The 26,571-nt window shown below is 45.8% G+C and carries 18 protein-coding genes; 8 read left to right on the forward strand and 10 right to left on the reverse strand.

Annotation, left to right across the window (positions count from 1 at the left end):
- The first annotated feature begins 164 nt into the window (after positions 1-164).
- The 4 genes from ITG10_RS17710 (at position 165) to ITG10_RS17725 (ending at position 7,637) form a co-directional block, all read left to right on the forward strand.
- A complete protein-coding gene (locus ITG10_RS17710) occupies positions 165-1,616 on the forward strand; it encodes a nucleobase:cation symporter-2 family protein (RefSeq protein ID WP_017633004.1) in 1,452 nt (483 codons plus the stop codon).
- 160 nt (positions 1,617-1,776) lie between these two features.
- Positions 1,777-3,135: an 8-oxoguanine deaminase gene (locus ITG10_RS17715; RefSeq protein ID WP_248387040.1), complete on the forward strand. Its 1,359-nt coding sequence runs from the start codon at positions 1,777-1,779 to the stop codon at positions 3,133-3,135.
- 699 nt (positions 3,136-3,834) lie between these two features.
- Entirely contained in the window at positions 3,835-5,073 is a 1,239-nt protein-coding gene (locus ITG10_RS17720; protein WP_017633006.1) for an alpha-xenorhabdolysin family binary toxin subunit A, read from the forward strand.
- A gap of 167 nt (positions 5,074-5,240) precedes the next feature.
- Positions 5,241-7,637: a hypothetical protein gene (locus ITG10_RS17725; RefSeq protein WP_017633007.1), complete on the forward strand. Its 2,397-nt coding sequence runs from the start codon at positions 5,241-5,243 to the stop codon at positions 7,635-7,637.
- Positions 7,638-7,733: 96 nt separating this feature from the next.
- Here the strand turns inward: ITG10_RS17725 and ITG10_RS17730 are convergent, their stop codons facing one another.
- From ITG10_RS17730 to gcl, 8 genes are all read right to left on the reverse strand, one after another.
- A complete protein-coding gene (locus ITG10_RS17730; RefSeq protein ID WP_017633008.1) occupies positions 7,734-9,170 on the reverse strand; it encodes an amidohydrolase in 1,437 nt (478 codons plus the stop codon).
- Positions 9,171-9,364: 194 nt separating this feature from the next.
- Entirely contained in the window at positions 9,365-12,433 is a 3,069-nt protein-coding gene (locus ITG10_RS17735; RefSeq protein ID WP_248387041.1) for an efflux RND transporter permease subunit, read from the reverse strand.
- Between the two features lie 2 nt (positions 12,434-12,435).
- Complete coding sequence (locus ITG10_RS17740) at positions 12,436-13,269, reverse strand: efflux RND transporter periplasmic adaptor subunit (RefSeq protein WP_017633009.1); 834 nt, start codon at positions 13,267-13,269, stop codon at positions 12,436-12,438.
- Positions 13,270-13,614: 345 nt separating this feature from the next.
- Positions 13,615-14,232, reverse strand: coding sequence for a TetR/AcrR family transcriptional regulator (locus tag ITG10_RS17745; RefSeq protein ID WP_017633010.1), 618 nt, complete (start codon positions 14,230-14,232; stop codon positions 13,615-13,617).
- Between the two features lie 164 nt (positions 14,233-14,396).
- Positions 14,397-15,707 carry a glycerate kinase gene (locus ITG10_RS17750; RefSeq protein ID WP_017633011.1) on the reverse strand — a complete coding sequence of 437 codons (1,311 nt, stop codon included), beginning with the start codon at positions 15,705-15,707 and terminating at the stop codon, positions 14,397-14,399.
- Between the two features lie 259 nt (positions 15,708-15,966).
- On the reverse strand, positions 15,967-16,863 hold the full coding sequence (locus ITG10_RS17755; protein WP_017633012.1) for a 2-hydroxy-3-oxopropionate reductase: 897 nt from the start codon (positions 16,861-16,863) through the stop codon (positions 15,967-15,969).
- 37 nt (positions 16,864-16,900) lie between these two features.
- A complete protein-coding gene (gene hyi, locus ITG10_RS17760; RefSeq protein WP_017633013.1) occupies positions 16,901-17,677 on the reverse strand; it encodes a hydroxypyruvate isomerase in 777 nt (258 codons plus the stop codon).
- A 114-nt stretch (positions 17,678-17,791) separates the two neighbouring features.
- Entirely contained in the window at positions 17,792-19,564 is a 1,773-nt protein-coding gene (gene gcl, locus ITG10_RS17765) for a glyoxylate carboligase (RefSeq protein WP_017633014.1), read from the reverse strand.
- A 314-nt stretch (positions 19,565-19,878) separates the two neighbouring features.
- Here gcl and aceB point away from each other — a divergent pair, with 314 nt between their 5' ends.
- Both aceB and ITG10_RS17775 read left to right on the forward strand, forming a co-directional pair.
- Positions 19,879-21,504, forward strand: a complete 1,626-nt coding sequence (gene aceB / locus ITG10_RS17770; protein ID WP_017631065.1) for a malate synthase A — start codon at positions 19,879-19,881, stop codon at positions 21,502-21,504.
- An 85-nt stretch (positions 21,505-21,589) separates the two neighbouring features.
- Complete coding sequence (locus ITG10_RS17775; RefSeq protein WP_017631066.1) at positions 21,590-22,030, forward strand: heme-binding protein; 441 nt, start codon at positions 21,590-21,592, stop codon at positions 22,028-22,030.
- Between the two features lie 84 nt (positions 22,031-22,114).
- On the opposite strand, the gene ITG10_RS17780 is transcribed toward ITG10_RS17775, so the two are convergent.
- Positions 22,115-22,597 (reverse strand): MarR family transcriptional regulator, encoded by a 483-nt coding sequence (locus tag ITG10_RS17780; protein WP_017631067.1) that lies wholly within the window; start codon positions 22,595-22,597, stop codon positions 22,115-22,117.
- Positions 22,598-22,720: 123 nt separating this feature from the next.
- On the opposite strand from ITG10_RS17780, the gene ITG10_RS17785 reads away from it, so the two are divergent.
- Positions 22,721-23,614, forward strand: a complete 894-nt coding sequence (locus tag ITG10_RS17785; RefSeq protein ID WP_017631068.1) for a DMT family transporter — start codon at positions 22,721-22,723, stop codon at positions 23,612-23,614.
- 218 nt (positions 23,615-23,832) lie between these two features.
- On the forward strand, positions 23,833-25,353 hold the full coding sequence (locus ITG10_RS17790; protein ID WP_017631069.1) for a DUF1254 domain-containing protein: 1,521 nt from the start codon (positions 23,833-23,835) through the stop codon (positions 25,351-25,353).
- A gap of 88 nt (positions 25,354-25,441) precedes the next feature.
- Here the strand turns inward: ITG10_RS17790 and ITG10_RS17795 are convergent, their stop codons facing one another.
- Positions 25,442-26,350 carry a LysR family transcriptional regulator gene (locus tag ITG10_RS17795; protein WP_017631070.1) on the reverse strand — a complete coding sequence of 303 codons (909 nt, stop codon included), beginning with the start codon at positions 26,348-26,350 and terminating at the stop codon, positions 25,442-25,444.
- Between the last annotated feature and the right edge of the window lie 221 nt (positions 26,351-26,571).

Below are 26,571 nucleotides of genomic sequence, written 5' to 3' on the forward strand. Positions count from 1 at the left end.
AGCCAAGCAACAACATGATTTTTAAGAAAGCTAATTGCATTGATGACGAAAGAGCAGAAACCCTACCGATTCAGTGCACTTTTTTATGACCCTACGCAGTTTGTAGAAGTCATTATTTGACCGCCAATCGCCTGTAAACGGAAACGCAGGCAGAGGAATATCAAATGAAACTTCTGTACACCCTTAATGAAAGACCGCCTCATGGGCTAACCCTTCTACTCGCTTTACAACACATGCTCGCCTCAATTGGTGGCATCGTCGCTGTCCCTCTTATTGTCGGTGCCTCTATCGGCTTACCGAACACAGAGATCGTCTCGCTGATCAATGCTGCGCTATTGGCATCAGGTATTGTGACCGTCGCGCAGTGTCTTGGTTTTGGCCCTGTTGGCATTCGACTGCCCGTTGTTATGGGCTCAAGCTTCGCCTTTTTAGGTGTGGCTATTTCGATCGGTAACGAAGGTGGTGTCGCCGCTATCATGGGCTCGGCGCTTATCGGCTCATTCGTGGTCATTGGTGCCAGCTTCTACATGGACAAGGTTCGCAAGCTGTTCCCGACCGTGGTAAGTGGTGTGGTGGTTACCCTAATCGGCTTAACCATTTTACCGGTTGCCATGAACTGGGTTGGCGATTCCCCTGCCAACACTGAACAATTCGCTACGCTACCAAAACTGTTTCTCGCACTGGTCTCTTTGGGGATCGTGATTGGCGTATCGGTTTACTGTAAAGGCGCGGTTGCGGCTTCGGCTATCGTGATTGGCCTAGCAGGCGGGTACATTGTGGCTCTATCACTCGGTATGGTTGATCTTGAGCAAATCAGTTCTGCAGCTTGGGTTGGCGGTCCTGAACCTTTCAAATATGGTTTTACCTTTTCTGCCAGTGCCATCATCAGCATGAGCTTGGTGTACATCGTGGTTATCGCCGAAGCAACCGGTGACTTCATGGCGCTTGGCAACAACTGCCAAACCCAAGTCAGCGGTAAAGATCTAAAACGTGGATTACTAGGTGATGGCCTTGGTAGCACACTCTCTTCAATTCTCACTGCGATGCCATTGGCGTCATTTAGCCAAAACGTTGGTATTGTTGGCATCACTGGTGTAGCAAGTCGTTATGTAGTAGCTGCAACAGGTGGTTTGTTAATTTTAGGCGGTTTATTCCCGAAATTAGCCGCTATTGCCGTCACGATTCCTAAACCCGTATTAGGCGGCGTCGGTTTTGTCATGTTCGGAATGATTGCCTACGCGGGTATCCGCATGTTGATCAAGGCCGCAGACACCAAACGAAACGCCTTGGTAATCTGTGTAGGGTTGGCGTCTGGCTTAGCCGTCACCTTCGAGCCAAGATTGTTGCAACACTTACCACATGATTTGGCCAACTTCCTACACTCTGGCATTACGACTGGCACCATCATGACGGTTGTTCTTAACCTTGTATTGCCTAAGTCTTCACGCGCAGAAGAGCAAGAAGCGTTAGCCGAAAGCCAAGCGCAAGTTGAGCTAGAAATGAAAGAACAAGCTAAAGAAGAACGACACTCAAACGAGCAGCTAGAGATTCAACAAGCAACAACAGAAGCTGACGTTCAAACGGCATCAGAAAACCCTGAACCAAAAACGAATTAGATGAATCGCCAATGAGCGTAAAACCGATTTCCGTAGAATCACGGGCGTAACGAGAACACTGAATGTTTCATCGCCCTTGATTCGAATTTATCTATCAACAGCAAATACCAACAAAGACCCTCTTCCCTGAAAAGGCTGAGATGGCTAAGGACTACTATGAATGGAAACCATCTGGATTAAGAATCCTCTCGCAATCTACACTGGCTCACTCGCTGATGCAGAAGGCGGCATTGTCATTAAAGGTAATAAAATCATTGAGCTGGTTGGCAAACACAAAGAGCCAACCTTACCCGTAGATTACAGCGTCGACGCCTCTCGTCATGTTGTGACCCCTGGGCTTATCAATGCGCACCACCACTTCTATCAAACCCTAACGCGTGCCTACCCCGGCGCACTGAATAAAGAGCTCTTCCATTGGCTACAAAGCCTCTACCCTGTTTGGGCCAACCTCGACTCTGAGATGATGAGCCTTGCTACAGAGTTAGCTCTGGTTGAGCTGATGATGTCGGGTTGTACTACCGCCTCTGATCACCATTACTTGCTACCTAATGGGCTTGAGCACGCTATTGATTTACAAGTCGAGGCCGCTGAAAAACTAGGCGTTAGAGCCATATTCACACGCGGTTCTATGAGCCTTGGGGAAGATGAAGGTGGGCTACCGCCACGACACACCATTCAAACCGAACAAACCATCATCGATGACAGCCAACGCTTGATTCGTGATTACCACCAGCGTGATGAAGGGGCGATGATTCAAATCGCACTCGCACCTTGTTCGCCATTCTCGGTCACCACTGATCTGATGAAAGAGACAGCCAAAATCAGCGAACGTGAAAACGTCATGATGCACACGCACTTATGTGAAACGCTCGATGAAGAGGACTTCTGTATAGAGAAGTTTGGCCTGCGCCCTGTCGACTACCTAGAAGATGTGGGCTGGCTCAATGAACGCACTTGGCTCGCTCATGGTATTCACTTTAACCCAGAAGAGAACAAGCGTTTGGGTAAAGCGGGCATTGGTATCAGTCACTGCCCAACTTCCAACATGATGTTGGCTTCCGGTATTTGTAAGAACAACGACCTCGAAGCGGCTGGCGTAAAAGTCGGATTGGGTGTCGATGGTTCAGCTTCAAATGACGGCTCTAATATGATTGCCGAAGTTCGCATGGCGATGTATCTACAACGCCTGCAATATGGCTCAGCAAACGTATCTCACTTCGACGCACTGCGCTGGGCGACATCAGGCTCTGCTGCTGCAATGGGCAGAACCGACATTGGTATACTAGAGGTCGGCAAACAAGCAGACATCGCAATGTTCAAACTTGACGATATTCGTTTCTCGGGCAGCCACGATCCATTAGCTGCACTACTGCTCTGCGGCGCTCAACAAGCGGATAAAGTGATGGTTGCCGGAAAATGGCGAGTTAACGATGGCACAGTGATTGGCGTAGACATGGAGCAACTAATGCACCGCCACCACGTTGCTGCAATGAAGCTTGGTAAGTTGGCGATGAATTAATAACTAACGCCAATTCTTGTCCATCAAGCAGTGTATATCTCACGATGATGGACAAGCTTCCTTAATACTGTTAATACAAATTCACTCCTGACTATTAAATACGCCATCCTATTGGTTGTTCGCCTCCTAAATACCCAATCAACCTCCACCCTATAATTAATATCTCTAATTTAATAATTACTAATTTAAATTCAGCTAATTTAATTAAAGCTAAATATTAAACCCCTTATTTATTTGGCACAGATCAAATTTAAAACGCTCGTTCTATTTATATATTCATCAAATTAATCAACAGATTTAGTAATAATGGAAATTATGAGGATAATTATAATTTTATCACTTATCGCATTTATGAATAAAATAAAAACCTCTCGAGACCTTTCCATACCTAGCCTGACAAAAGACACAAGAGTAGTGACTTAAATATCATTAAATTCAATAGATCAACAATCAATCAATATGAATTCAAATGTGTGATCTAAATAGAACTTTTCATTATAAATCTACTATAGATTGAGCAAATCTTATAAAAACAAAAAAACACATTAAAGGAGTCAATTTAAAAACAAAAAAATAATTATAAGAATAACAATATAAAACTATTCAATAACCCTTCATAAATATTTAAAAATGCCATCGAATGGTAGGGGGATTATTGTCTTTGTAAAAAGCTAATAACAAATCTAACAGGGCTAAATGATGAAAAAAATCACTAAAACACTCGTACTATCTTCGATTTCAATTGGGCTACTTTCTTCTTTTGCTTTCACTTCTCAAGCAGCGCCAGTTCAAATTAACCAAGCGTCAGCTGAACAAAACATACCTCAAGTCACCTACGATACGATAATCGGTGAGAATGGCGTCTTTATTGATTTAGATACCGACAACTTTATTCTCAAACAGCAAGAGTGGTATCAGATCCAAGCCTATGTTGAAGGCGCTTTGGCACTGCCCGTGACAGAAGCCAGTATGAAGTCGACTTTAAGTATTCCTAACGACATTCCTTTCTCTAATTTCGAAGCATTGGTTCAGCAGTACTCAAGTATTCACGATACCGCCTTCTATTGGAAAAAAGAGCTTTATCCAAGCATCGTTGACCTGTCATTAAGCTTGGCCAATTACGTCCAAATTAAAGACTTCATGCTTAACCCACTAAGCGACGCCCTTAATGAGATGTTGGCAAAGGCATTCTCACCGTTACCAGAAGATATTGAAGCCGTTGAACGCAAAAGAAAAATGGCGATTGCTTACCTGAAAAGCCTGCAAAACTTTTCATTGAGATACCAACAAGAGGTGTCCGATGTGGGTGATAACTTGCTGGACTTTTCTGCGCAGCTAGACACGCAAAAGCTACAACTTGAAGTGTTAGAAGGCACACATAACGGCTATCTAACGGATGATGGCAGTGCACTTCAACAGCAAGTAAACGACATCAATACCCGAATCGCACAGCTCAACAAAGACTACACTCACTATGTCACAGTTGCATCTACCGCCGTGACCTACGCGTGGTTCCCTTTGGTCGCTGTTCCAATCATGGGTGTCTACGGAGATAAAGCAGAGAAAGCACGTAAGCTTCGCAATGAACTGCAAAATGAAGTTAAAGATTTAGAAGAACAATTGTCTTACACACAAAAGGTATATAACTCTTACCATCGTTCTTCAGAAAGCATTGATCTTATATCTCAGCAAATTGAAAACGCTATCCCACATATTAATAAGCTGAAGTTAAATTGGCAGAAAATGAATACCGACTTCACATCACTGCTTGCAGCATTAGATGAAGCTCAAAACAATGCCGACATCATGAAAGACGACGCAATGCTTGGTGCTATCGGCGCATTAGCCAATACATCGGTTTCAGAAATGAACTGGAATAACATCAGCGAGAAAGCCAAGGCATTTGCAAATAATGCTTATATTCAAGAAATGGAATAGTCCATAACCATCGACAAATAGCTCGGCAAAGCGACGCCTCGCTATAAGTTAAAGCAGCAAGACCAATAAAAACAAAATAACAACAGAACACCACGCCTTATGAAAAATAAGGTGTTGGTTTCTGCTACCCAAAATTTGGCTAATACTCATTTCGACAGGACATTAATATGAGAATTCTACCGATTATTATTTCTCTTTCATTATCTCCACAAGCTTTTGCTAGTGACTGGCTAGAGCTTAATAACTTGCCTAATTCCACCGAATACCCAACTTGGGTTCAATCTGCTTATTCCGATGTCGATGTTCTCTCTCGATCTACATCTGATCTTCACATCAACCTCAGTGACTGGATTGCGGAGCAGAACCTCTACGTGACTAAACCCTCAAAGATCGTCGTTTTCGCCGATACCATTGAGGTTCCTGAAAACTTCAACTTGGTAGTGAATAACCAAAACATTCTCATATTTGCCCGTAAAATTGTCGGTCAAGGTGCCCCGACGTTCGTTCTCGGGCAACAAGGCGCGGCGGCATCAGTGACTGTGATTGCAGGAGAGATCGAAACTCCGATTAATGTCCTCGCCTTCCAAAACGATGGCAGCATCACACGAGATGCCCTTTCTGCAGAAGACGGCGATGGAACCTCTGTGGTACTAGCAGGTGAACACTACCGCAGAACCACCATCGACTCGAACATTACAGGGCAAATGAAACTGGCAACCACACCTTTTACCGACATTGTTAACCGCTCTTTTGATATGGCTGCCAGCTTATTCGACACCAACCCAGAGCTTAGCCTCGAACTGATTAACTGGATTGAGCAGAGTTTGCGTCACGCAGGCTCAGTGGTGGAAGATGACCCTATCCTTTCAGACCTGTACCTTCAAAGCGTTGCCTTTAAACAGTTCATTAGTTTCAGCACTAAAGAGAGCAACTATGTGCCTTATCTCGACAAGGTGCTCTACCAAGGCAAATACGAAGCGTACCTGAACGCAATGATCGCGTATCAAGCGCAATGGGATGTCATTCAAGACAGAAGTACGGTGATCGAAGACAAGATTGAAGCTGCGAAGTTAGCACTCGCTAACGTTGAAGACGTTCTTAGAGCGCAAAACTCGATCATCACTCAAACTCAATCCAATATAGACAAAATAGGCGATAGCCTGACCGAAATCGACAGCCAATACAAAGCTCAGGAGCTTGTGACACTGAGTGCAAGAACCACTTACTTGGTCGGCGTGGAAAACTGGAAAACTCAGCAAGAGCTCAATGCAGCCTTGGCTATCTTCAAAGCCATCGCAGAGATTGGCAGTGCTATCAGCGGCGTGTTCACCGGGAATCTATCTGGTGTGAACGACCTTACCGAACAATTGGCCAAAACCCCAGAGGCGTTAGATAAAGCGAAAAACTTAGTCACCAATATCAAATCAGTCACGGGGAGCATTGATAGCGTTACTAAGACCATTTCGGGCATCGCACAGCTCACCGACGATGTGAAATCGACCATCAAACTTCATAAGATCTCCGAAGCGATGGATGGCTTTGACTTTAATATTCCGACTTTGAATGAGAGTAATCTAGCTTGGGACCTGATGATCACCGAGATCCGCAGTAACTTGAGACTTGCTGATACCTTGGGAATTAAGGGCGCGAGACAATACTTAGTCGAACTTGAAAAACAGGTGCTATTAGGCAAAGCAATTAACACCACTCAGCTTAACTTTGCACAAGAGCAAGCCAAACTCGTCGACCTATTATTGACCAAAAACGTCACCGCTAATCAACAGCAAAGATTGAGTGACGCCATTGAGGGTTATCAGGTAGACAGCGAAAGTTTCGACTCCATCGAGCGTGAGCTGTCGCGAGTGCTAATGCACTTCAAACGACCAATGTATGTGGCTTTATCTAACTATGTTCAGGCATACGAATACTGGGCGTTGAAACCAAGTGAGATCACACCTTCGCTGAATAAAAGTTACTTGGACTACCAGTTTGACCTCGCGTCCATCGAAAGTGAGTATGTGAATGCACTCTCTTCATTCCAGCCAGCACCACAAGACTTCACTATCGACAACTACACCATCTCTAGCCCAGAGCAACTCGATAGCTTCGCAACCACTGGTGAGTTGAACTTCACTATTCCATTGGAACAGGCACAACTATGTTCATTCGACCGAGTTAGACTCTCTACAGTACGTGTGTTCTTAGAAGGGGAAAACTTACCTTATGGCAAGCAGCTCAACCTTGGAATATCGAGTTCAGGTAACTATGCCGACCGCTATCAGGATCAGGATTACCAATTCAGTTCTAATCCGGTCGCACGAGCGTTTTACTACCGCTTAGATGATCCAACCACCAATGACGTTAGCATCATCACCGATGGCGCAGTGGCGAATAAGTTCGAGTATGCGTACTTCCAACCAACTCCATTCTCGACATGGAATGTCACCCTCAACAACTTCGATGAGGCAGACCAAGCCAACAACCAATACCTAAAAGACGTCGAGCAAATTAGGGTTGAGTTCTTAGGCAGTGGTATCACGAATGGCAATAGTTGTTCTAACTGAAGTGAGGAATAACCAAGCTATCAAATAACCATAAAAAAGGCCGACATCTTGTCGGCCTTGTTAATTGTATTCGATTGCTAGAATCAGGTTTAAGTCCTAATCCATCAAGCTCTTAGACTTAATCGCCTTCTTAGACAGTTCTTTGGCAAACTCGGTAATGTCGGCTTCAAACTCATCGACACTTTGACGAATATCATCCAGTTGAACAGTTTGCATCACGCGATTTTCCATTACGATTTGACCATTCACAATCGTCGTGTCGATGTTGCTCGGGTTCGCTTGATAAACCAAGGTTGCGTATGGGTCGTAATTTGGCATCATGTTCGCTGATTGTGTCTCTACGATCACGATGTCTGCTTTTTTACCCGCTTCAAGAGAACCGATTTGGTCTTCCATGTGTAGGGCTTTCGCGCCACCTAATGTTGCCATCTCAATCACCTGTTCAGGAATCATGATGGTGCGGTCAGAATGTTTTAAACGTTGCATGTTCGCTGCGTAGCTTAGGGTACGCATAATATCGACTTGGTTTGAACTCATAGGGCCGTCTGTTCCCAAACCGATTCGCATATCAGCACGGTACATATCCCATGCAGGTGCGATACCCGTTGCGCCTTTAGCATTAGCCATTGGGTTATACGAGATACCCGCATCGGCCTGTTTCAATAGCTTTTGGTCGTTCTCTGAAAGGTGGATACCGTGAGCAATGACTACGCGCTCGTCCAACACACCAATTTCATCCATGTATTCGACTGGCGACGTTGCCTTAGTTTCATCTTTGATGCGCTTCTCTTCATTTGGGAATTCAGCAACGTGAATTAATACCGGTACATCGTATTGAGCAGACAGTTTGTTGATTTCTTGCAGCTTGTCTTTGCTCACAGTGTATACCGCGTGTGGTGCATAAGCGGGTGTGATTAACTCATCGTTTTTGTACTGCTCGATAAAGCCTTCGGCATACGCGATACCGCCATAAGGTTCTTTGGCATCGACTACTGGAAACTTAATTACGGTTTCACCTAGCACGGCGCGTAGACCGACTTCTTTGGTCGCCTTAGCCATTTCATCCATGTGGTAATACATGTCGGCGTAGGTTGTGACACCACTTTGCGCCAACTCGATAGAGCCAAGCTTGGTTGCGTTGTAAATCAGTTCACGGCTCAGCTTTTCTGCTTCTAGCGGGAAGAAGTAAGCAAACAAGCGATTCGAAATGCCCTCTTCGCCTAAGCCACGAAACGCAATCATAGGTAGATGGTTATGAGCATTGACCATGCCCGGCATAACAATCCCGTCTTGAGCATCAATCACCTTTTCAGCGCGATATTGAATAATCAAATCCTCGTTACCCACCGCGATAATCTGATCGTTTTTCACGACGACAACACCATCTTCAATCACATCCATTTCTGAATTAATCGTCAGTACCTGTCCATTTTTGATGATCAGATCAGCGTTGTATGTTTGAGTCGCGACCGTCGAACCGCAACCTGCCAGTAGAACTGCGCTAATGGTGCATGCCAAGCTTTTAAGCGTCATTGCTAAACCTATATGTTGTGCGTGTAATATTGTTAGAAGCTTCACTTTGGTGTTCTGAGCTATTCGCTTTGAGGACCAGTAAGTGCCGCCAATTTTTGCGACACTATACCCTTATCTTTAAATAAAATGGCATACCTAATCGAGCCAAATCCAATATAAATGAGTTATTGCACAACGGGTCACAAAACCGCGCTTCATGACTCGCGGATGTTGACGTTTAACCTGCTCTCTACGTGCAAACTGTCCTTAGTTTTCGAAACCGAGCCTTTAGAAAAGAACAACGCGTACATGGCCGGAATCACCAAGAGTACAACGGGTAATGAAAACAACAGACCATAGCCCAAAGTGAGCGACATTGGCCCCATAAACACATCCGTTCCACCTAACCCGTAGGCGAGAGGCAGCAAACCAGCCACCGTGGTCAACGATGTCATAACAATCGGACGCAGACGACTGACGGCAGCTTGCGTCACGGCGTCTATCGCATTCAAACCTTCGATTCTTAACTCGTTGATTCGGTTAATCAGCACCAAGGAGTTATTGACCACAACGCCCGTCATCCCAAGTACGCCAATCAATCCAAACAGAGACATCGGCTGCATGTGAACCACAAGTGCCATCAGTGAAGCCATAATCGCAAATGGGATAACCGCCATAATGAGCAGTGGTTGTAACAATGAGTTGAACATCACCGCTAGCACGAAGTAGATCGCCACCATAGCGGCAGGGAACACCACCATAAAGCCACTCATGGTTTCGTTAGTGCTTTCCGCCTCGCCGCCTACGCTAATTGTCACGCTTGATGGGTATTGACCGGTAAGCTCTGTGACTAGCTCATCGGCTAATGCGACAGGGCTAATACTCTCGTCAGATAAAGCAGCGGATACCGTCACTTCACGCTCACCATTGTAGTGCTTGATGAGACGCGGGATTTCGATCTGCTCAACCATAGCCAAGCGACTCAATGGTACTTGCTGCCCATCGACCGTGTAGATTTTAGTGGTCTTCAACTTTTCAAGGTCGCGAAATTCCTCATCTAATACCACACGAATATCGACTTCTTGATCACCAAGCCAAGTGGATGTCACGCTGTTACCATCAAAGCCAACACGCAGTGCGTTCGATAGATCGCTCACCGTGAGGTTGTATTTCGCGAGCCAGTGATATTGAGGAACAATATTCAACTGAGGATCTTTCAGTGCCTCACTGTGATTAATGCTGGTCACGCCTTTATAATCTTCTAGCCAAGCCATCACTAACTCAACGGTTTGGTTGCGCTCACTCTCTGTTCCACCGAGCACACGGATTTCAACTGGGTCACCGGGAGGTGGGCCACCTGCATCAATAGAGAACTTGATAAACATGTCTTCAGACAGAGCTGCCAACTCTTCGTTAAGTGACGCGATAATCTGTTCGGCTGAACGGGTGCGCTGGTCAAAGTTTGTCAGGTTAATAATGCCCTGAGATACGGGAGATGAGTAAACCAATTCGTAGCTAACCAGTTCTCTTTCTGGCAGAGATTCGATTGCTTGCTCTATAGCGTGATGAGCATCTCGCACCTTTAATAATGGCGTACCCGCTTTCACCTCAGTGTACACATCGATGTATTTTCCCGCCTCAGTTGGGAAGATGTCCACTTTCAACGAAGAGACTAAATAACCAGAAGCTACGAAGCTAACAATAGCCACTGCGATCACTGATTTCTTGTAGTTCAATGCAATATTGAGCAGTGAGCGATAACGGTTCGAAACCCACTCAAAACGGTCTTTTTCTTCGACTTTTTGGGTGGTCTCTTTCGCAGAAGACAAGTGCGCAGGCAACGTAAACGTACATTCAATGAATGAGAACACGAGCGCTGCGATAACAGTAATTGGGATCACCGAGACGGCTTTACCCATGGTGCCCGGAATGAACATCATCGGGATAAACACCAAGGCCGTTGTCACTAGGCTCGCCATCAATGGTTTGATTACTTTTAAAGTCCCTGACACCGCAGCATCGACACCTTTTTTTCCTGCTTCCTTTTCTTGGAAAATACTTTCGGCAATGATCACTGAATCGTCGACGATAATACCGATCACCAAAAGCAAAGCTGCCAAGGTTATGCTGTCTAAGTTCAACCCCATGATTGGCAGAACCATCATCACACCGAACACACAAAATGGGATAGAAACCGACACCCAGAAAGCGACACGACGTTGTAGGATCATGCTCAAGATAAGCAGCACCAACACCAAACCTATTGCACCATTGGTCGCCACGATAGAGAATTTCTCCCCCATGTCTTTACCAAGGTCGAGGCTGGTTTGAAAAATGAATTGGTCGCCAATACGTTCGCTTTCTTTGTCCAACAACGCCTTAATGCTGTCGATGGTGGCAATCACATCCGCACTGCCACTGTTGGTGATCGAGAAAACTATCGCAGGCTTCCCACTCATTACCGGATCTTCGGTTGCTCGCGCAAAAGTATCGATAACAGTCGCCACATCAGACACACGGACAACTTGGCCGGAATCCAGTGCCTTAATCACGATGTTAGACACATCACCCGTCGACTCTACTTTGGTCATGGTGACGATCTTCTGCTCTTGGCTCCATGACTCTACAAATCCGCCCGACTGTGACAGGTTATGCTGCTCGATCGCGGTGCTGATATCATCAAAACCAACATGATAACGACGTGCTTTTTCAGGGTCGACCTCAACCCAAAACTCTCGTTCGTTAAAGCCAGACATCGTAATAGAACCGACGCCGCCAAGGTTGTTGATCTTCTTTTCCAATTGATAGGCGTAGTGCTGCAAAGACGCGGTATCTGAGTTGCTACCCGCTAGACTGACGCCAAAGTGATACACATCCAAAGAAGAGGTTTTCTGCTGAGTCACAACCGGCGGCGAATCTATGTCTTTCGGCAGGTTACCAACTCGATCTACTGCTTGTTGGATGTCTCGCAAGATCACTGCAGCATCTTCACCCGGAAGGTATTCAACCTCGATGAAAGAACGTCCCTCCGAAGATTCAGACGAAAAGTACGCAATACCATCCACTGAACGAAGCTCTTTCTCAATTGGATTAGTAATGTTCAATTCAATGTCTTGAGCTGTTGCACCGGGGTAACTGGTTTCGATTTCCGCCGTGTCCATCGCAACATCTGGGTACTCTTGAAAATTGAGCTGCATTAACGACATAGCACCTGTTAGCAACACCATAACCGTGATGATACGAGCCAAAAACTGACGATTCGCGGAGTATGCTAAGAAGTTCATCGTTACTGCCCTTTACCTTCATTTGATGCTGTTTGATCCAATACCACTTGAGCCGTTGTGATGCCTTGAATGGAAAGATCTGTCGAAGCGTAAACTGACATGCCTGGCTTAAACTCATGGCCTTGGTTGGTGATCTCGACCAATACTGGGTAGGTCAAATTTTGCATCTCGACGCCAATGCGCTGCACTTTTGCTTCCATCTTGAATTCTGGATTGGTTTCAGACCACACCACCACTTCTTGACCAACGCTGAATTGCTTTAAGTCATACTCACTCGCCATGAACGACAAAGTCACCTTGTCGATATTAACCACTTCATAAAGCAAATCACCCTCGCTCACCCAAGCCCCAGATTGCGTGGGTTTATTGGAGATGTAACCTGAAATTAGGGATTCAATCTGAGTGTTTTCTAGGTCCACTTGAGACTGTTGATAATCAATTTGAGCGACAGAAACCGCGGCTTTGGCACTCAGAAATTCTGCTCGAGCCGTATCGAGTTCCCCAACTGACAAGCTGTTCTTCTTAATGAGTGCTTGATAGCGATTGTAGGTTGCTTTTCGTAGCGCAAGATCCGCATCTGCAAGCGCTAGATTTGCTTTGGCCTTATTGACGCTAAACTTAAAATCATCGGCTTTAATCTGAGCCAGTATTTGTTGTTGGTTTACGGCATCACCCACTTCGAGGTTATTCATCTCTACAACACCGGGCACTTCTGCCACAACGCTGTGTTTGTTCAACCCTTGAACATGGCCGATCAACTCTGTTGCTTGAGCTGTTGATACTTGAGTTGTAAAAACTCCGAGAAGTGCTGCAAGCGCGATAATTTTAGTTTTCATAATTCGACCCTCACCTATTGATGAAATCTATTATTGAACTGGCTTTGTCGAATTAAAGTCAAAGTCGATGCTAGATTTATAAAGAATTTGATGAAGTTTCATTTTTTGATCAACGCTAACCATTAGAGATAAGTTCGACATAATTTTAGGTAGGTTACATTTTTACTGACCGTAGAGTTTTAGGTGGGAACAAGAGATGCTTGAGCGCAGTCGTATTTTGGTTGTTGAAGACAATATCGAACTTCAAGGCATTATTGCCGACTTCTAAAGGTCACTCTTCCATAAAGCAACGCATACAAAAAAGGACATCGTGTGATGTCCTTTTTAATGAACCTGAACAATAAACTACTCCACCTTTCCTTTCACACCGCAACCTTTAATCACTAGCTGGGTAATGAACTCAGCGGCTTCTTCGTAGTCTTTGTCATCGAGCTTATCTTTCTGCATCACGCTGCAAATCTGCCAGCCAAAATCGGCGTAGGTTTGGGTTGCCGCCCAGATCGTAAACATCAGGTGGTGTGCAGGAACGTCATCCATTAAGCCTTGTGCTGACCATGTGGAGAACTTATCGAGGATCATCTGAGATTGGTTATACAGCTCATCGCCGATCTCTTTTGGCAACACTTTAGCGCCGGACATCACTTCATTGGCAAATACCTTAGAAGCGTGTGGATGGTCGCGAGAGATGATCAATTTGGTTTGAATATATTGAGATAAAGCTTCAACGGGATCACTCAGATCTTCAATAGGGCGAGACGCTTCAAGTAACGGCTGCGTAACGGTTTCTAGAACGGCATTGTAGAGTTTGTCTTTCGAGCTGAAATAATAGAATACGTTGGGTTTGGGGATGTCGGCCGCCTTCGCGATATCGGCCATTTTTGTTGCGGCATAACCATGAGTGGCGAATTGTTCACACGCGACCTCGATGATTAAATCTTGATTCTTTTGTCTGATCCTAGACATAGTACTTCCTTTACAGCTCATTACTTAAACCATAGTAATCAACGTGCTTCATTAGTCCAGAAGATAATCTCAGAACTCGAGGTCACCGCATTGATAGCAATAAAATGGTCGTTCTTATTTGCAGAAGAACGACCATTCAACAGTGTGTTTTCCAATGGCTCAGATTAAAGAATCAATATTGCACGGAAGTCATTTACATTAGTGAGCGTGGGTCCAGTCGTCAGTAACACGCCCATTTGCTTGAAAAAGTCATAACTATTGTTCGCCTCTAGATAATCATCAGCTTTAAGTGACAAGCGAGTGCCTTCTTGCCATGTTTGTGGGGTTATCCATGCCCCTGCATTGTCTTCCACACCGTCAATACCATCGGTATCAGCGGCCAAAGCGAATATGTTGTCCTGTCCTTTTAGCTCGTTATACAAACTTAAAAGGAACTCACAATTGCGCCCACCACGCCCATTGCCTTTAACCGTTACCGTGGTTTCACCGCCAGAAAGCAGTACACAAGGGGTCTCGAATGGGTGCTTGTTGTTAGCAACTTGTTTGGCCAATGCAGCGTGCACCTTCGCCACTTCTCTCGCCTCTCCCTCAATGCAATCACTCAGCACATACGCAGGAATGCCTAAACCTTCGGCCTCTGCGGCGGCAGCTTCTAACGCAGACATTGGGGTTGCGATGATATGATGCTCGGCGTTTTTCCAACAAACGTCATCTGGCTTAACGGTTTCTGACTCTGGATTATTCAACCATTCAAATGCCGAGCGTGGTGTTTCTATTTGGTAGCGTTCTAAAATTGCCATCGCATCAAAACGCGTGGTGGTGTCCGGTACGGTTGGCCCCGATGCAATCACACTGATGTCATCACCCGGCACATCTGAAATCGCCAATGACACCACTCTTGCTGGGTAGGCTGCTTTTGCCAATCGACCACCCTTTATCGAAGATAGATGCTTGCGCACACAGTTCATCTCATCAATGGCGGCACCCGACTTAAGCAGTGCTTTGTTGATTTGTTGCTTCTCTGCCAAGCTAATATCACCACCGGGCAAGCTAAGTAATGCAGAGCCACCTCCTGACAAAAGACATATCACGGTGTCGTCTTCACTGAGGTTATTCACCAATTCCAACATCCGGTGGCTAACTTCCAATCCCATCGCATCCGGAACTGGGTGCGCCGCCTCAATCACCTCGATGTGTTCGCAAGATGCGGTGTGTTCGTAGCGGGTCACGACTAAACCTTCAAGGTCACGCAGTGCGAGATCTTGCTGTTGCTTAGCTTGCCATACGGCTTCCAATTCAGCGGCCATCGATGCTGCCGCTTTCCCAGCCCCAATAACGACGGTTCGCCCAGCTTGATTAGCCGAGCGATAAAATATGTCTTGAGGAAGAAAAGGTTCGATGTGATTTTTGGGTAGTGCCTGATTTACAGCACTTGAGAAAAGGGTTTGCAGAAACTGCTTAGCATCAATGTCCATCAGCCACTCCTTAGTTGACGGAAAAAAAAAGAACCCCAATACAAGGCGAAAGGGTGCCTGCTAAGATCAAGTTGGAAAGGAACAACTTCAACCTTTGCCTCGTACCGGGAACGCGTATAAAAGGAGACGAAACTACGCGATTTATAAACAAACTGTTTGAAACTGTTGGCTAACTCATTGAGGTGCTGTCGAGGCGCAAAGTAGATTCACGATTCGACATTACATGCGATGCTAGCCCGTATTCATCATTGAAAAGAGGTTAGCGAATCGAGTGGTCAGAACGTTTCTCAATCGCTTGAATAAGTGCTGAGTGGTCCCAGCCTTCGCCGCCCATTTCGGCGCACTCGCCAAACAACTCTTGAGCGTTAGCCGTATTCGGTAGTGCGACACCTAATTCTTGTGCGCCCGTTAGTGCTAGGTTCAGATCTTTCTGATGAAGCGAAATTCTAAAACCCGGGTCAAAGGTGCCTTCAACCATTCGCTCACCATGCACTTCAAGGATCTTAGAGTTAGCAAAGCCGCCTAATAGCGCCTGACGAACTCGCGCAGGGTCAGCACCGGCTTTTGATGCAAACACCAGTGCTTCAGAGACCGCTTCAATGTTCAGTGCAACGATGATCTGGTTAGCCACTTTACACGTTTGGCCTGCACCGTTATCACCTACCAGCGTGATGTTCTTACCCATGATTTCAAACAGTGGGCGTGCTTTATCAAAAGCATCTTGCTCACCGCCCACCATGATGGTTAGCGCGGCATTGATCGCGCCCACTTCACCACCAGAAACTGGAGCATCTAAGTATGAAGCACCGCCTTCATTAATACGTGCTGCAATGGCTTTGGTCGCGATTGGCGAGATTGAACTCATATCGATAACCAGCTTGCCCATTGCACCACCTGCAGTTAGGCCTTGCTCGACACCGTTATCACCAAACAGTACCTCCTCTACTTGAGGCGTGTTTGGCACCATAAGAATGATGACATCCGCTTGCTCTGCGGCTTCGGCTGGGGAATGACAAACCGTTGCGCCTGCTGCAACCAGCTCGGCGGGAACAGCGTTGAAGTGATCCGACAGAATCAAATCATGACCCGCTTTTTGAAGGTTACTCGCCATAGGTTTACCCATGATGCCAGTTCCGATAAATGCAATTTTAGACATGTTGTTCTCCTTAACGTTTGAGGGTTACCAGACGCAATTAACGGTACTGGTGTAGCCAACCAAGGCCTTCTGTCGTTGTCGTTTTCGGTTTGTATTCGCAGCCAACCCAACCTTGATAGCCAAGCTCATCAAGGTAGTTAAGTACGAATGGATAATTGATTTCTCCAGTACCCGGCTCGTGTCGACCTGGGTTATCAGCCAGCTGCACGTGAGCGATTTGACCAATGTTCTGCTGCATGGTCGGCGTAAGATCGCCTTCCATAATCTGCATGTGATAGATATCGTATTGGATAGAGAGGTTATCGCTCGCCACCTCTTTAATGATGGTTTTCGCTTGCTCCGTGGTGTTCAGGAAAAAGCCCGGAATATCGCGCGTGTTAATCGCTTCAATCACTAGGCTAATGCCTTCGGCAGCCAGAGAGTTTGCGGCGTAGTGAAGGTTAATCACAAAGGTCGCCTGAGCGTCTTGCTGAGTGACACCTTGTGGGACAATACCCGCTAAGCAGTTCACCTGTTTACAACCAAGTTTCTTGGCATAGGCTATCGCTTTAGGTACGCCCGCTTGAAACTCTTCAACGCGTGCTGGGTCAACTGCAATACCACGATCGCCAGCGTCCCAATCCCCTGCCGGCAAATTAAATAGCACTTGCTCTAGATTACTAGCATCAAGCTTTTGTTTAATCTCATCCGCATCAAAGGCATATGGGAAAAGGTATTCAACACCTTGAAAGCCCGCTTCTGCGGCGGCTTCAAAGCGATCCATAAAATCAACTTCCGTGAATAACATTGACAAGTTTGCTGCAAATTTTGCCATGACTCTGTCCTTACTCTTTGTTTGTTGAAGCTAATGTGGTTTGGTGAAGCCTTGCTCTATTGGAGGCTTTCTGTAGAGCTCAATCTCACTCTACGGATACACATTACTTCGTGATTACTTGTACGCTAGCGCGGTTGGCGCATCGCCGCGGCTTTCGGCAAGCGGTTCAAATTCATTGATGGCGTTGATCTCTACGCCCATAGAAATATTGGTAACGCGCTCCAAAATCAGCTCAACAACCACAGGTACTTTGTGCTTGTTCATTAGCTCTTTGGCTTGCTCAAACGCTGCTGCAATTTGGTCTGGTTCGCGAACTCGAATCGCCTTACAACCAAGGCCTTCAACTACCGCTACATGGTCAACACCGTAACCCTCAAGCTCTGGCGCATTCTGGTTATCAAATGCCAGTTGCACACAGTAATCGATATCAAACTGACGCTGCGCTTGGCGAATCAAGCCTAGGTAGGAGTTATTCACGAGTACATGGATATATGGCAAATTGAACTGCGCACCTACCGCCAGCTCTTCAATCATGAACTGGAAGTCGTAGTCACCAGAGATAGCGACAATATCGCGACTTGGATCGGCCGCTCGAACACCCAGTGCGGCTGGTGTTGTCCAACCTAGTGGGCCAGCCTGACCACAGTTGATCCAGTTACGAGGCTTATAAACATGCAGGAACTGAGCGGCAGCAATTTGCGACAAGCCAATGGTACTCACGTAGCAAGTATCACGACCAAATGCCTTGTTCATCTCTTCATAAACTCGCATCGGTTTCATTGGCGCTTCATCGAAATTGGTTTTGCGTAGCATGGTCGATTTGCGTTCCTGACACTCACTTGCCCAAGCATTTCGATTTGGTAATTTGCCAGCATCACGCCACTCTTGAGCCACTTCAACCATGAGCTCAAGTGCTGATTTTGCATCTGAAACAATGCCTAAGTCAGGACAGAACACGCGACCTATTTGAGTCGGTTCAATATCGACATGAACAAACTTACGACCTTCGGTGTAAACATCGACAGAGCCCGTATGACGGTTAGCCCAGCGGTTACCCACACCAAACACGAAATCAGAATTAAGCATGGTTTCATTACCGTAACGATGAGAGGTTTGTAGCCCCACCATGCCTGCCATTAGCTCGTGGTCATCTGGGATAGAGCCCCAGCCCATTAAGGTTGGAATCACAGGTACGCCTGTGATTTCAGCAAACTGCTGCAACAGCTCAGATGCGCCTGCGTTGATCACACCACCACCGGATACAATCAGAGGTTTTTCCGATTGAGACATCATGGTTAATGCTTTCTCAACCTGCGCGCGGGTTGCTTGTGGTTTGTATGGTTCAAGCGGCTCATAGGTATCAATATCGAACTCAATCTCAGCCAGCTGCACATCTAAAGGCAGGTCGATCAGAACAGGGCCAGGACGTCCAGAACGCATCAAATGAAAGGCTTTTTGAAATGCGCGTGGCACTTGAGCAGGTTCCAGTACCGTGGTTGCCCACTTAGTGACTGGTTTGGCAATCGATTCGATGTCGACCGCTTGAAAGTCTTCTTTATGAAGGCGAGCACGCGGAGCCTGACCAGTGATACATAGGATAGGGATCGAATCAGCGGATGCAGAATAAAGACCCGTGATCATGTCCGTTCCTGCCGGGCCAGAAGTACCAATACACACACCAATATTATCCTGATTAGTACGTGTGTAACCTTCAGCCATATGTGAAGCACCCTCTACATGTCGAGCTAAGACGTGGTCGATTCCTCCGAGCTTTTTCATAGCTGCATACATAGGGTTAATTGCTGCGCCGGGAACACCAAATGCGATGTCTACTCCTTCACGTTTAAGCACTTCTACCGCTGCTTCAATCGCTTTCATAATTGCCATTCGAACCTCCAGTTCAGATTGTATACAATTAAACTAACTTTTGTGTACTATGAATCATCCTCAGCATTTATCAAGCCCAATTTGAAACAATTTTGTTACATCAACCTATCCTATTGAACAACAATTAAGCCTGAAAAGCTTACAATTCATTGCTTTACATAAAATATCTTTACATGAAAATAAATTACAAAAAGATCAAATGATAAATAAATGTTAAATATCATTTGCTTGTTTACAATTTCTACAATATAAATATCGCTAAAAAGAGCATTTTGTATACAAAATAACATCGCATTGTGTAAAGGAGACAAACAATGATGAATGACGTGAAAGAAAGAGAAGAAACACTGTGTATGCAGGTACTTGGGAATATAGACAACCCCGAGTACAAAGAGATCTTGTCTAAAGATGCATTGAAGTTCTTAGAAGCTATCGTTAACAAGTTTGGAGATCGCCGTCATGCCCTGCTAAATGATCGCGACATAAAACAAGCGCAATATGATGACGGTGAGCTACCTAATTTTAGAAAGGACACTGTCTCTATTCGTCAGAATAAAGACTGGAAAGTCGCAACACCGCCACCAGAGCTACTAGATCGTCGCGTAGAGATCACAGGTCCTATCGAGAGAAAGATGGTGATCAACGCATTAAACTCAGGTGCGAAAGTCTTCATGTGCTGCTTTGAGGATGCGTCTTCCCCAACTTGGGCCAACATGGTCGAAGGGCAAATCAACCTAAGAGATGCCAATTTAGGCACCATCAGCTATTTTGATGAGAAGAAACAAAAGAACTACCAGCTAAACAGCGAGCCTGCGTTATTAATTGCTCGCCCTCGTGGAATCCATCTACCTGAACAATCGATTCAATTCAACAATCAACCTATCGCTGGTTGTTTGATGGACTTTGCGCTGTACTTTTTCCACAACTATCAATCACGTGCGCAGCAAGGCTTAGGCGTTTACTACTACATTCCCAAGCTAGAGAGCATGGAAGAAGCACAGTGGTGGGACGACATTTTCAGTTTCTCCGAGAACTATTTCAACGTAGCAAAAGGCACCATCCGTGCGACCGTATTGATTGAAACACTGCCGGCCGTCTTCCAAATGGAAGAGATCTTGTACGCCATGCGTGATCACATCGTTGCGATGAACTGCGGTCGTTGGGATTACATCTTCAGCTACATCAAAACACTGAAAAATCATAAAGATCGTATCTTGCCAGACCGCCATGGGATCGGCATGGATCAAGAATTTCTGAACGCTTACAGCCAGCTGCTGGTTCGCACTTGTCACGCTCGTGGGGCACTGGCGATGGGGGGCATGTCAGCCTTCATTCCAACAAAAGATCCACAAGAGATGGAACGTGTTACCGCCAAGGTTATTGAAGACAAACAAAGAGAATCGCAAAACGGTCACGATGGCACATGGGTCGCGCACCCTGCACTGGTTGATTTAGCGATGTCGATCTTCGACAAGCACCTTGATGGCAAAGTAAATCAGGTGGATTTCCAAAGCCCTGAGCACACCATCAATGCCGACACCTTACTTAAACCATGTGAAGGCAGCCGCGACGAAGCCGGCGTGCGCAAGAATATCCGTATTGCGCTGTATTACATCGAAGCTTGGATCCAAGGCTACGGCTGTGTACCTATCTACGGACTAATGGAAGATGCCGCCACCGCGGAGATCTCAAGAGCCAACATTTGGCAGTGGATCCATCATGGCGTCACGCTGAATGACGGGCAAACCTTTACCAAACAACTGTTCCACTCTTGGCTTTACCAAGAGCTAGACACAATAAAACACGAAGTCGGTGACTCGCGCTATGCAGCAGGTCGATTTGAAGAGACGGCCGATCTTTTCTATCAACTTTCTACAGCCGAAGAGTTCGCCGCCTTCCTAACTTTACCCAGCTATGGGCTTTTGCAAGAATCCAGCTAGGCGTCTTGCGGCAATTCAAACAGATCATTAAACACTGATTAAGGTCTGTTTGAATTAGCCAAGCCCCTGAAAATTAGGAGATAACATGGGAAGTTTGACTCTACAACAAGCATTAACCATCATAGATGGCACCTTTAAAGCAGGCAAAAAGATTCACACAGAGCCACTCACTGTTGCTGTGTTAGACAGCGGTGGCAAGTTGATTTCTCTGCAACGTCAAGATGGCTCTAGCATGATGCGACCAGACATCGCGATTGCTAAAGCCTGGGGCGCACTCGCACTAGGGTGTTCCTCAAGAAAACTAGCCCAAGATGCTGATAACAGGCCTGCATTTATCTCCGCCGTGAACGTACTCGCACACGGAAACATGGTGCCAGTACCAGGGGGCTTACTGATTCGAGACAAGGATAAAACGGTACTCGGCGCCATTGGCGTCAGCGGTGACATATCAGACATCGATGAAAGCTGCGCCATCAACGGAATTGGTTGCGCAGAACTGTTTAGCGACGAAATGCTGCAAGCTTAGTCCAGAAATAGGGATAACTTAAAAAAGAAAAACCGAAGCCTTATGCTTCGGTTTTTTAATGAATCTAAAAAGAGATAAGCGAACCTACTCGTAAGCACTCAACCAAGCTTTTAAAAGTTGATTGGTATTTTTCTTCTGGCTAGCCGATAAAGACTTAACCAGTTTTTTCTGCGTTTCGACATGCTCAGTCATCATCTCATCAATCAGAACTAAACCATCTTTGGTCAATTTAACGCTAACGCTGCGTCGGTCTTCTTTACTGTGCTCGCGACTTATTAGCCCTTTGGCTTCCAGCTTATCAAGACGATTGGTCATCGCACCTGATGTCAGCATCATTGATCCAATAAGCTCAGAGGGCGTTAGTCGGTATGGCTTGCCAGAGCGTCGCAAGGTTGCCAATACATCAAACTCGCCCAACTTCATGTCGTACTTTTTATGCAGGTCGGCAACTTGCGTCTCCATATACTTGGCAATACGCATAATCCGGCCCATCATTGCCATAGGCTCAGTTTCTAATTCGGGCTTTTCCTTTGCCCATTGCTCTACAACGCGGTCGATGGCATCCATTTGCAATCTAGCTCCGTTATTAGTCTGATTACTTTAAACTAGTTTAACATAAAGATACTTTACAACCACTAGTTCTCAGTATACAGTTCACACAATAGTTATCTTAACGTAAAGATATTTTAGATGAACATATTATTAGCAATGATCCCCGCATTCTTTTGGGGAACAACTTATGCAGTAACGCAATTTACGCTACAGGAGTGGCCACCATTATTATTAGGAGCTTTGCGTGCATTACCTGCTGGTTTGTTATTGCTAGCGGTAAAACCAACACTGCCGAAAAAAGGCGAGTGGCAAATCATTTTCACTCTAGGCCTTATCAACATCGCGACCTTCTTTGGTTTGATCTTCGTAATGGCACTAACGCTGCCTTCAGCGATTTCGGGCGTGGGTATGATCTCTGTACCTGTGTTCGCGATGATCTTCCACTGGATAGTGAAAAAGCAACGCCCACACTTGATTCAAGCCCTGTCTGGTATTGGCTTGATCACCCTAGCTTGGGTTCTATTCAACCCAAGTCAAATCGCATTGAACCCTATCGGTTTAGGCGCCATGTTCGCCGCAATCATGTGTATCGTTATCGGCAGCAGCATTACCAAATCACTGGGTAATCGCATGCATTGGTGGAAGGTACTCACATGGCAGCTCATTCTGGGCGGTACTATTTTGTCTGTAGCTTCTGGCGTTCATGCCTTCATCGACCCACAGCCTTATGTTAACGCAGTGACTCATTTCGACACTCGTAATGCAATGGGTTTGGTTTGGGTTATTGGGCTAAACACGGCACTTGGTTACGGCATGTATGTGTGGTTGCTGCAACGTATGTCTGTGGTTGATTTCACCTTTGGTGGCATCGCTAACCCAGTTGCAGGTATCGTGACAGGTATGGTGTTGATGGGCGAATCCTTCACTGCGGTTCAATACTCACTGATGACGGGTATGATCGTGATGTCGCTGTTGCCTCAGCTGATTCTTGCAGTAAGACAAACCAAAACGGTCAAACCCGTTACGCAGTAAAAAGATTTCAATAGTTGCTGACAAGCCCGCCAAGTGCGGGCTTTGTTTTATCTACAAAACTATTTATTGCAGTGTATCCACGCTGTTCTGCGATCGTCTTCGTACCCTTTCACTTTGCTCCTCGCTTTGAAGCTCAATTTTGAGCCTGCCACGTATCAGATATGTTTTTTCGACTAGCATAAAGTAAGTACATCGAAACGAAACTGAAAGGTGACATCATGATTAAGTCGAAGCTGAAAGCACTTGTGTTGGCGAGCAGTCTCTTTATCTCACACCAAGTACTGGCTACGGAAAACTACAATACCGATATTCCACCAAGCATTATGACACCGGATACGGTGCAAACCAGCATTGGTGAGCTGAACTTTAAAGATGGTGCACCAACGGCTAAAACCGCACAAAAGCTGTATGACAACCTAGATACCCTTCGCTCAACAGAGGTGTTCCTCAATGCGATTCCAATGGCTTCGGTTGAAGCACTGCGCGTTGGTCACGCTGAGATTGGTTCAACTTCATCAAACCAAGTGGTGGTGTTTGATAACTTGATGGATTCGAATCCGCTATTTCTAACCGGTAACACCGACACGGTTTATGCTTCGGTTTTCCTCGACCTTGAGAAAGATGGCCCAACCGTCATTGAAGTACCCGAAGGGATGGGACCAACGACGGTGAACGATGCGTTTTTCCGTTTTGTTACCGACCTAGGCATCGTGGGACCAGATAAAGGCAAAGGTGGTAAGTACCTGATTCTTCCTCCGGGCTACGAAAGCGAAGTACCTGAAGGCTACTTTGTTTCACAATCCACCAGCTACACCAACTGGTTTATTGCGCGCGGGTTCCTGAAAGATGGAAAAACCGATGCTGCAGTCAAAGCCTATAAAGAGAAGCTGAAGATCTACCCACTAGCGAAGAAAGATGATCAACCGGAAATGGAGTTCATCTCGGGGAGTGGAAAATCGTTCAATACCATTCATGCAAATGACGAGCACTTCTACACAGAGATTAAAACCGTGCTAGATAAAGAGCCGATTTCATTCATCGACCCTGAGCTTCGTGGTTTAATGTCGAGCATTGGCATTCAAAAGAACAAACCTTTTGCGCCCGATGAACGCATGAAAAAGCTGATGAAAGATGGTGTCGCGATTGGTAATGCAACAGCTAGATCCCTGTACTTCCAGCCAAGAGACAAGAAAGCTTACATCTATGAAGACCGTCTATGGAAAACGGCGTTTATCGGCAAAGATTACCAATGGTTAGTCGACAAAGGTGAAGGTGGACGCAACCTAGATGCACGTTCTTACTTCTTCTATGTAGCGACAGTAAATACACCCGCGATGGCGTTGAAGCTTATCGAAAAGGGCTCTCAATACGCGCTGCTTGATCAAGCGAAAGACGGTGAATACTTCGATGGTGGCAAGCACTATAAGTTGAATATTCCAGCGAACGTTCCTGCTAAGAACTTCTGGTCTATTGTGGCTTACGACACGCAAACACGTTCAGAGCTACAAACCAGCCAACCGTTGCCAAGTAAGAACAACCAGCGTGATGATTTTATTGAAAATAAAGATGGTTCGGTTGATCTGTACTTTGGCCCAACCGCACCAAAAGGCAAAGAGGCAAACTGGATAGAAACGGTTCCAGGCAAAGGCTGGTTCACGATTCTAAGACTCTACGGCCCTCAAGAAGCTTGGTATGACCAAACATGGAAGCCAAGCGACATTGAAGAAGTTGAGCTGTAACACTCCGTAGGTTCAATCGACAACTGCAGCTAATAACTAAAACGCGCCTTCATCGGCGCGTTTTTTATTGTTGTCATCATCTATATGATCAATAGCTTTCTAGGCTCTCACTTAAGATCTGCTCAATGCGTTTGACTATCGGGTGCTGATAACAAGCACGGTGATACTGGATACCAACATCAAAAGTCACCGCTTCGCCGTTGAATAAAACAGGCCGTTTACTGAGCACACTTGGGATAGAAGCCAAATCCATATCAAAGCCAACGTACACATACTGACTTACTTGAACACATTCCAACGCAGAGGACACCGATGCAACTGTCAGCTTTTGTTGCAACACCAAGCCTGTGCGTTTTTTAAGGCGTTCATAATAGGAATTCGCATCCAATGACCCCATAGAAACACGCACCGTATCAAAGCTTTCTAACTGGTTGAGGTCGATGGCTTCGTTTTTGGCTAGAGGGTGTGTATCGGCCACATAAGCAAACAGCTCCAACGACCCCACTTTACGCTCTACAATGCGATCATTAAGTTCATTTGGGTAGCCCGACACACCAATCGCCAAGGTGCCCGCCTTCGGAAACTCAACCCCATCTAACGACCAGTCCATCATCGATATTTTTGGCTTTGATTCTTCACTTGTTAACCCTTTCAATAAGGGGACGGTAAACAATGTGCTCAACGGGTTGGCGGCATGAAAAACATATTCAATGTTCGAATCGGTACCAATAAACGACTGCGATATTTGCTGCGCTTGCTCTAGCTTTTCTAAAGGCTCTTTCACCATCAGCATTAGTTGAGTGGTGAACAAGGTCGGAGCGTAAACACCTTTGGTCGCGATGAATAATTCATTAGCAAACAGATCTCGGCAATCGGCCAAATGACGATTAAACGTCGCTCGGCTAATATCTAAGATATGGCACACCTTCGCCTGAGACTGTTGCTCATAAAGCAGATCCAAAAATCGATACAGATTTAAGTCGATTGTATTTTTCAAATGCCCTACCTCATTTCCATGCTATGTCGACCTATGTTCAGTATGAACGTGAACCAAATAAACCTTCAACACTCTATGCTATAAGTTTGTTGTCAGTAGCGTTTTTTACAGACGTTCCCTAAATACCACTGCCACCAGACTCCGAAGTCGAGCAAATCTGTCAATTATCTTACGTTGCGGAATCATACATCCACTCGTCAAAATTAGACCTTACAAAGAAT

The sequence above is a fragment of the Vibrio sp. ED004 genome (assembly GCF_023206395.1).
GTDB lineage: Bacteria > Pseudomonadota > Gammaproteobacteria > Enterobacterales > Vibrionaceae > Vibrio.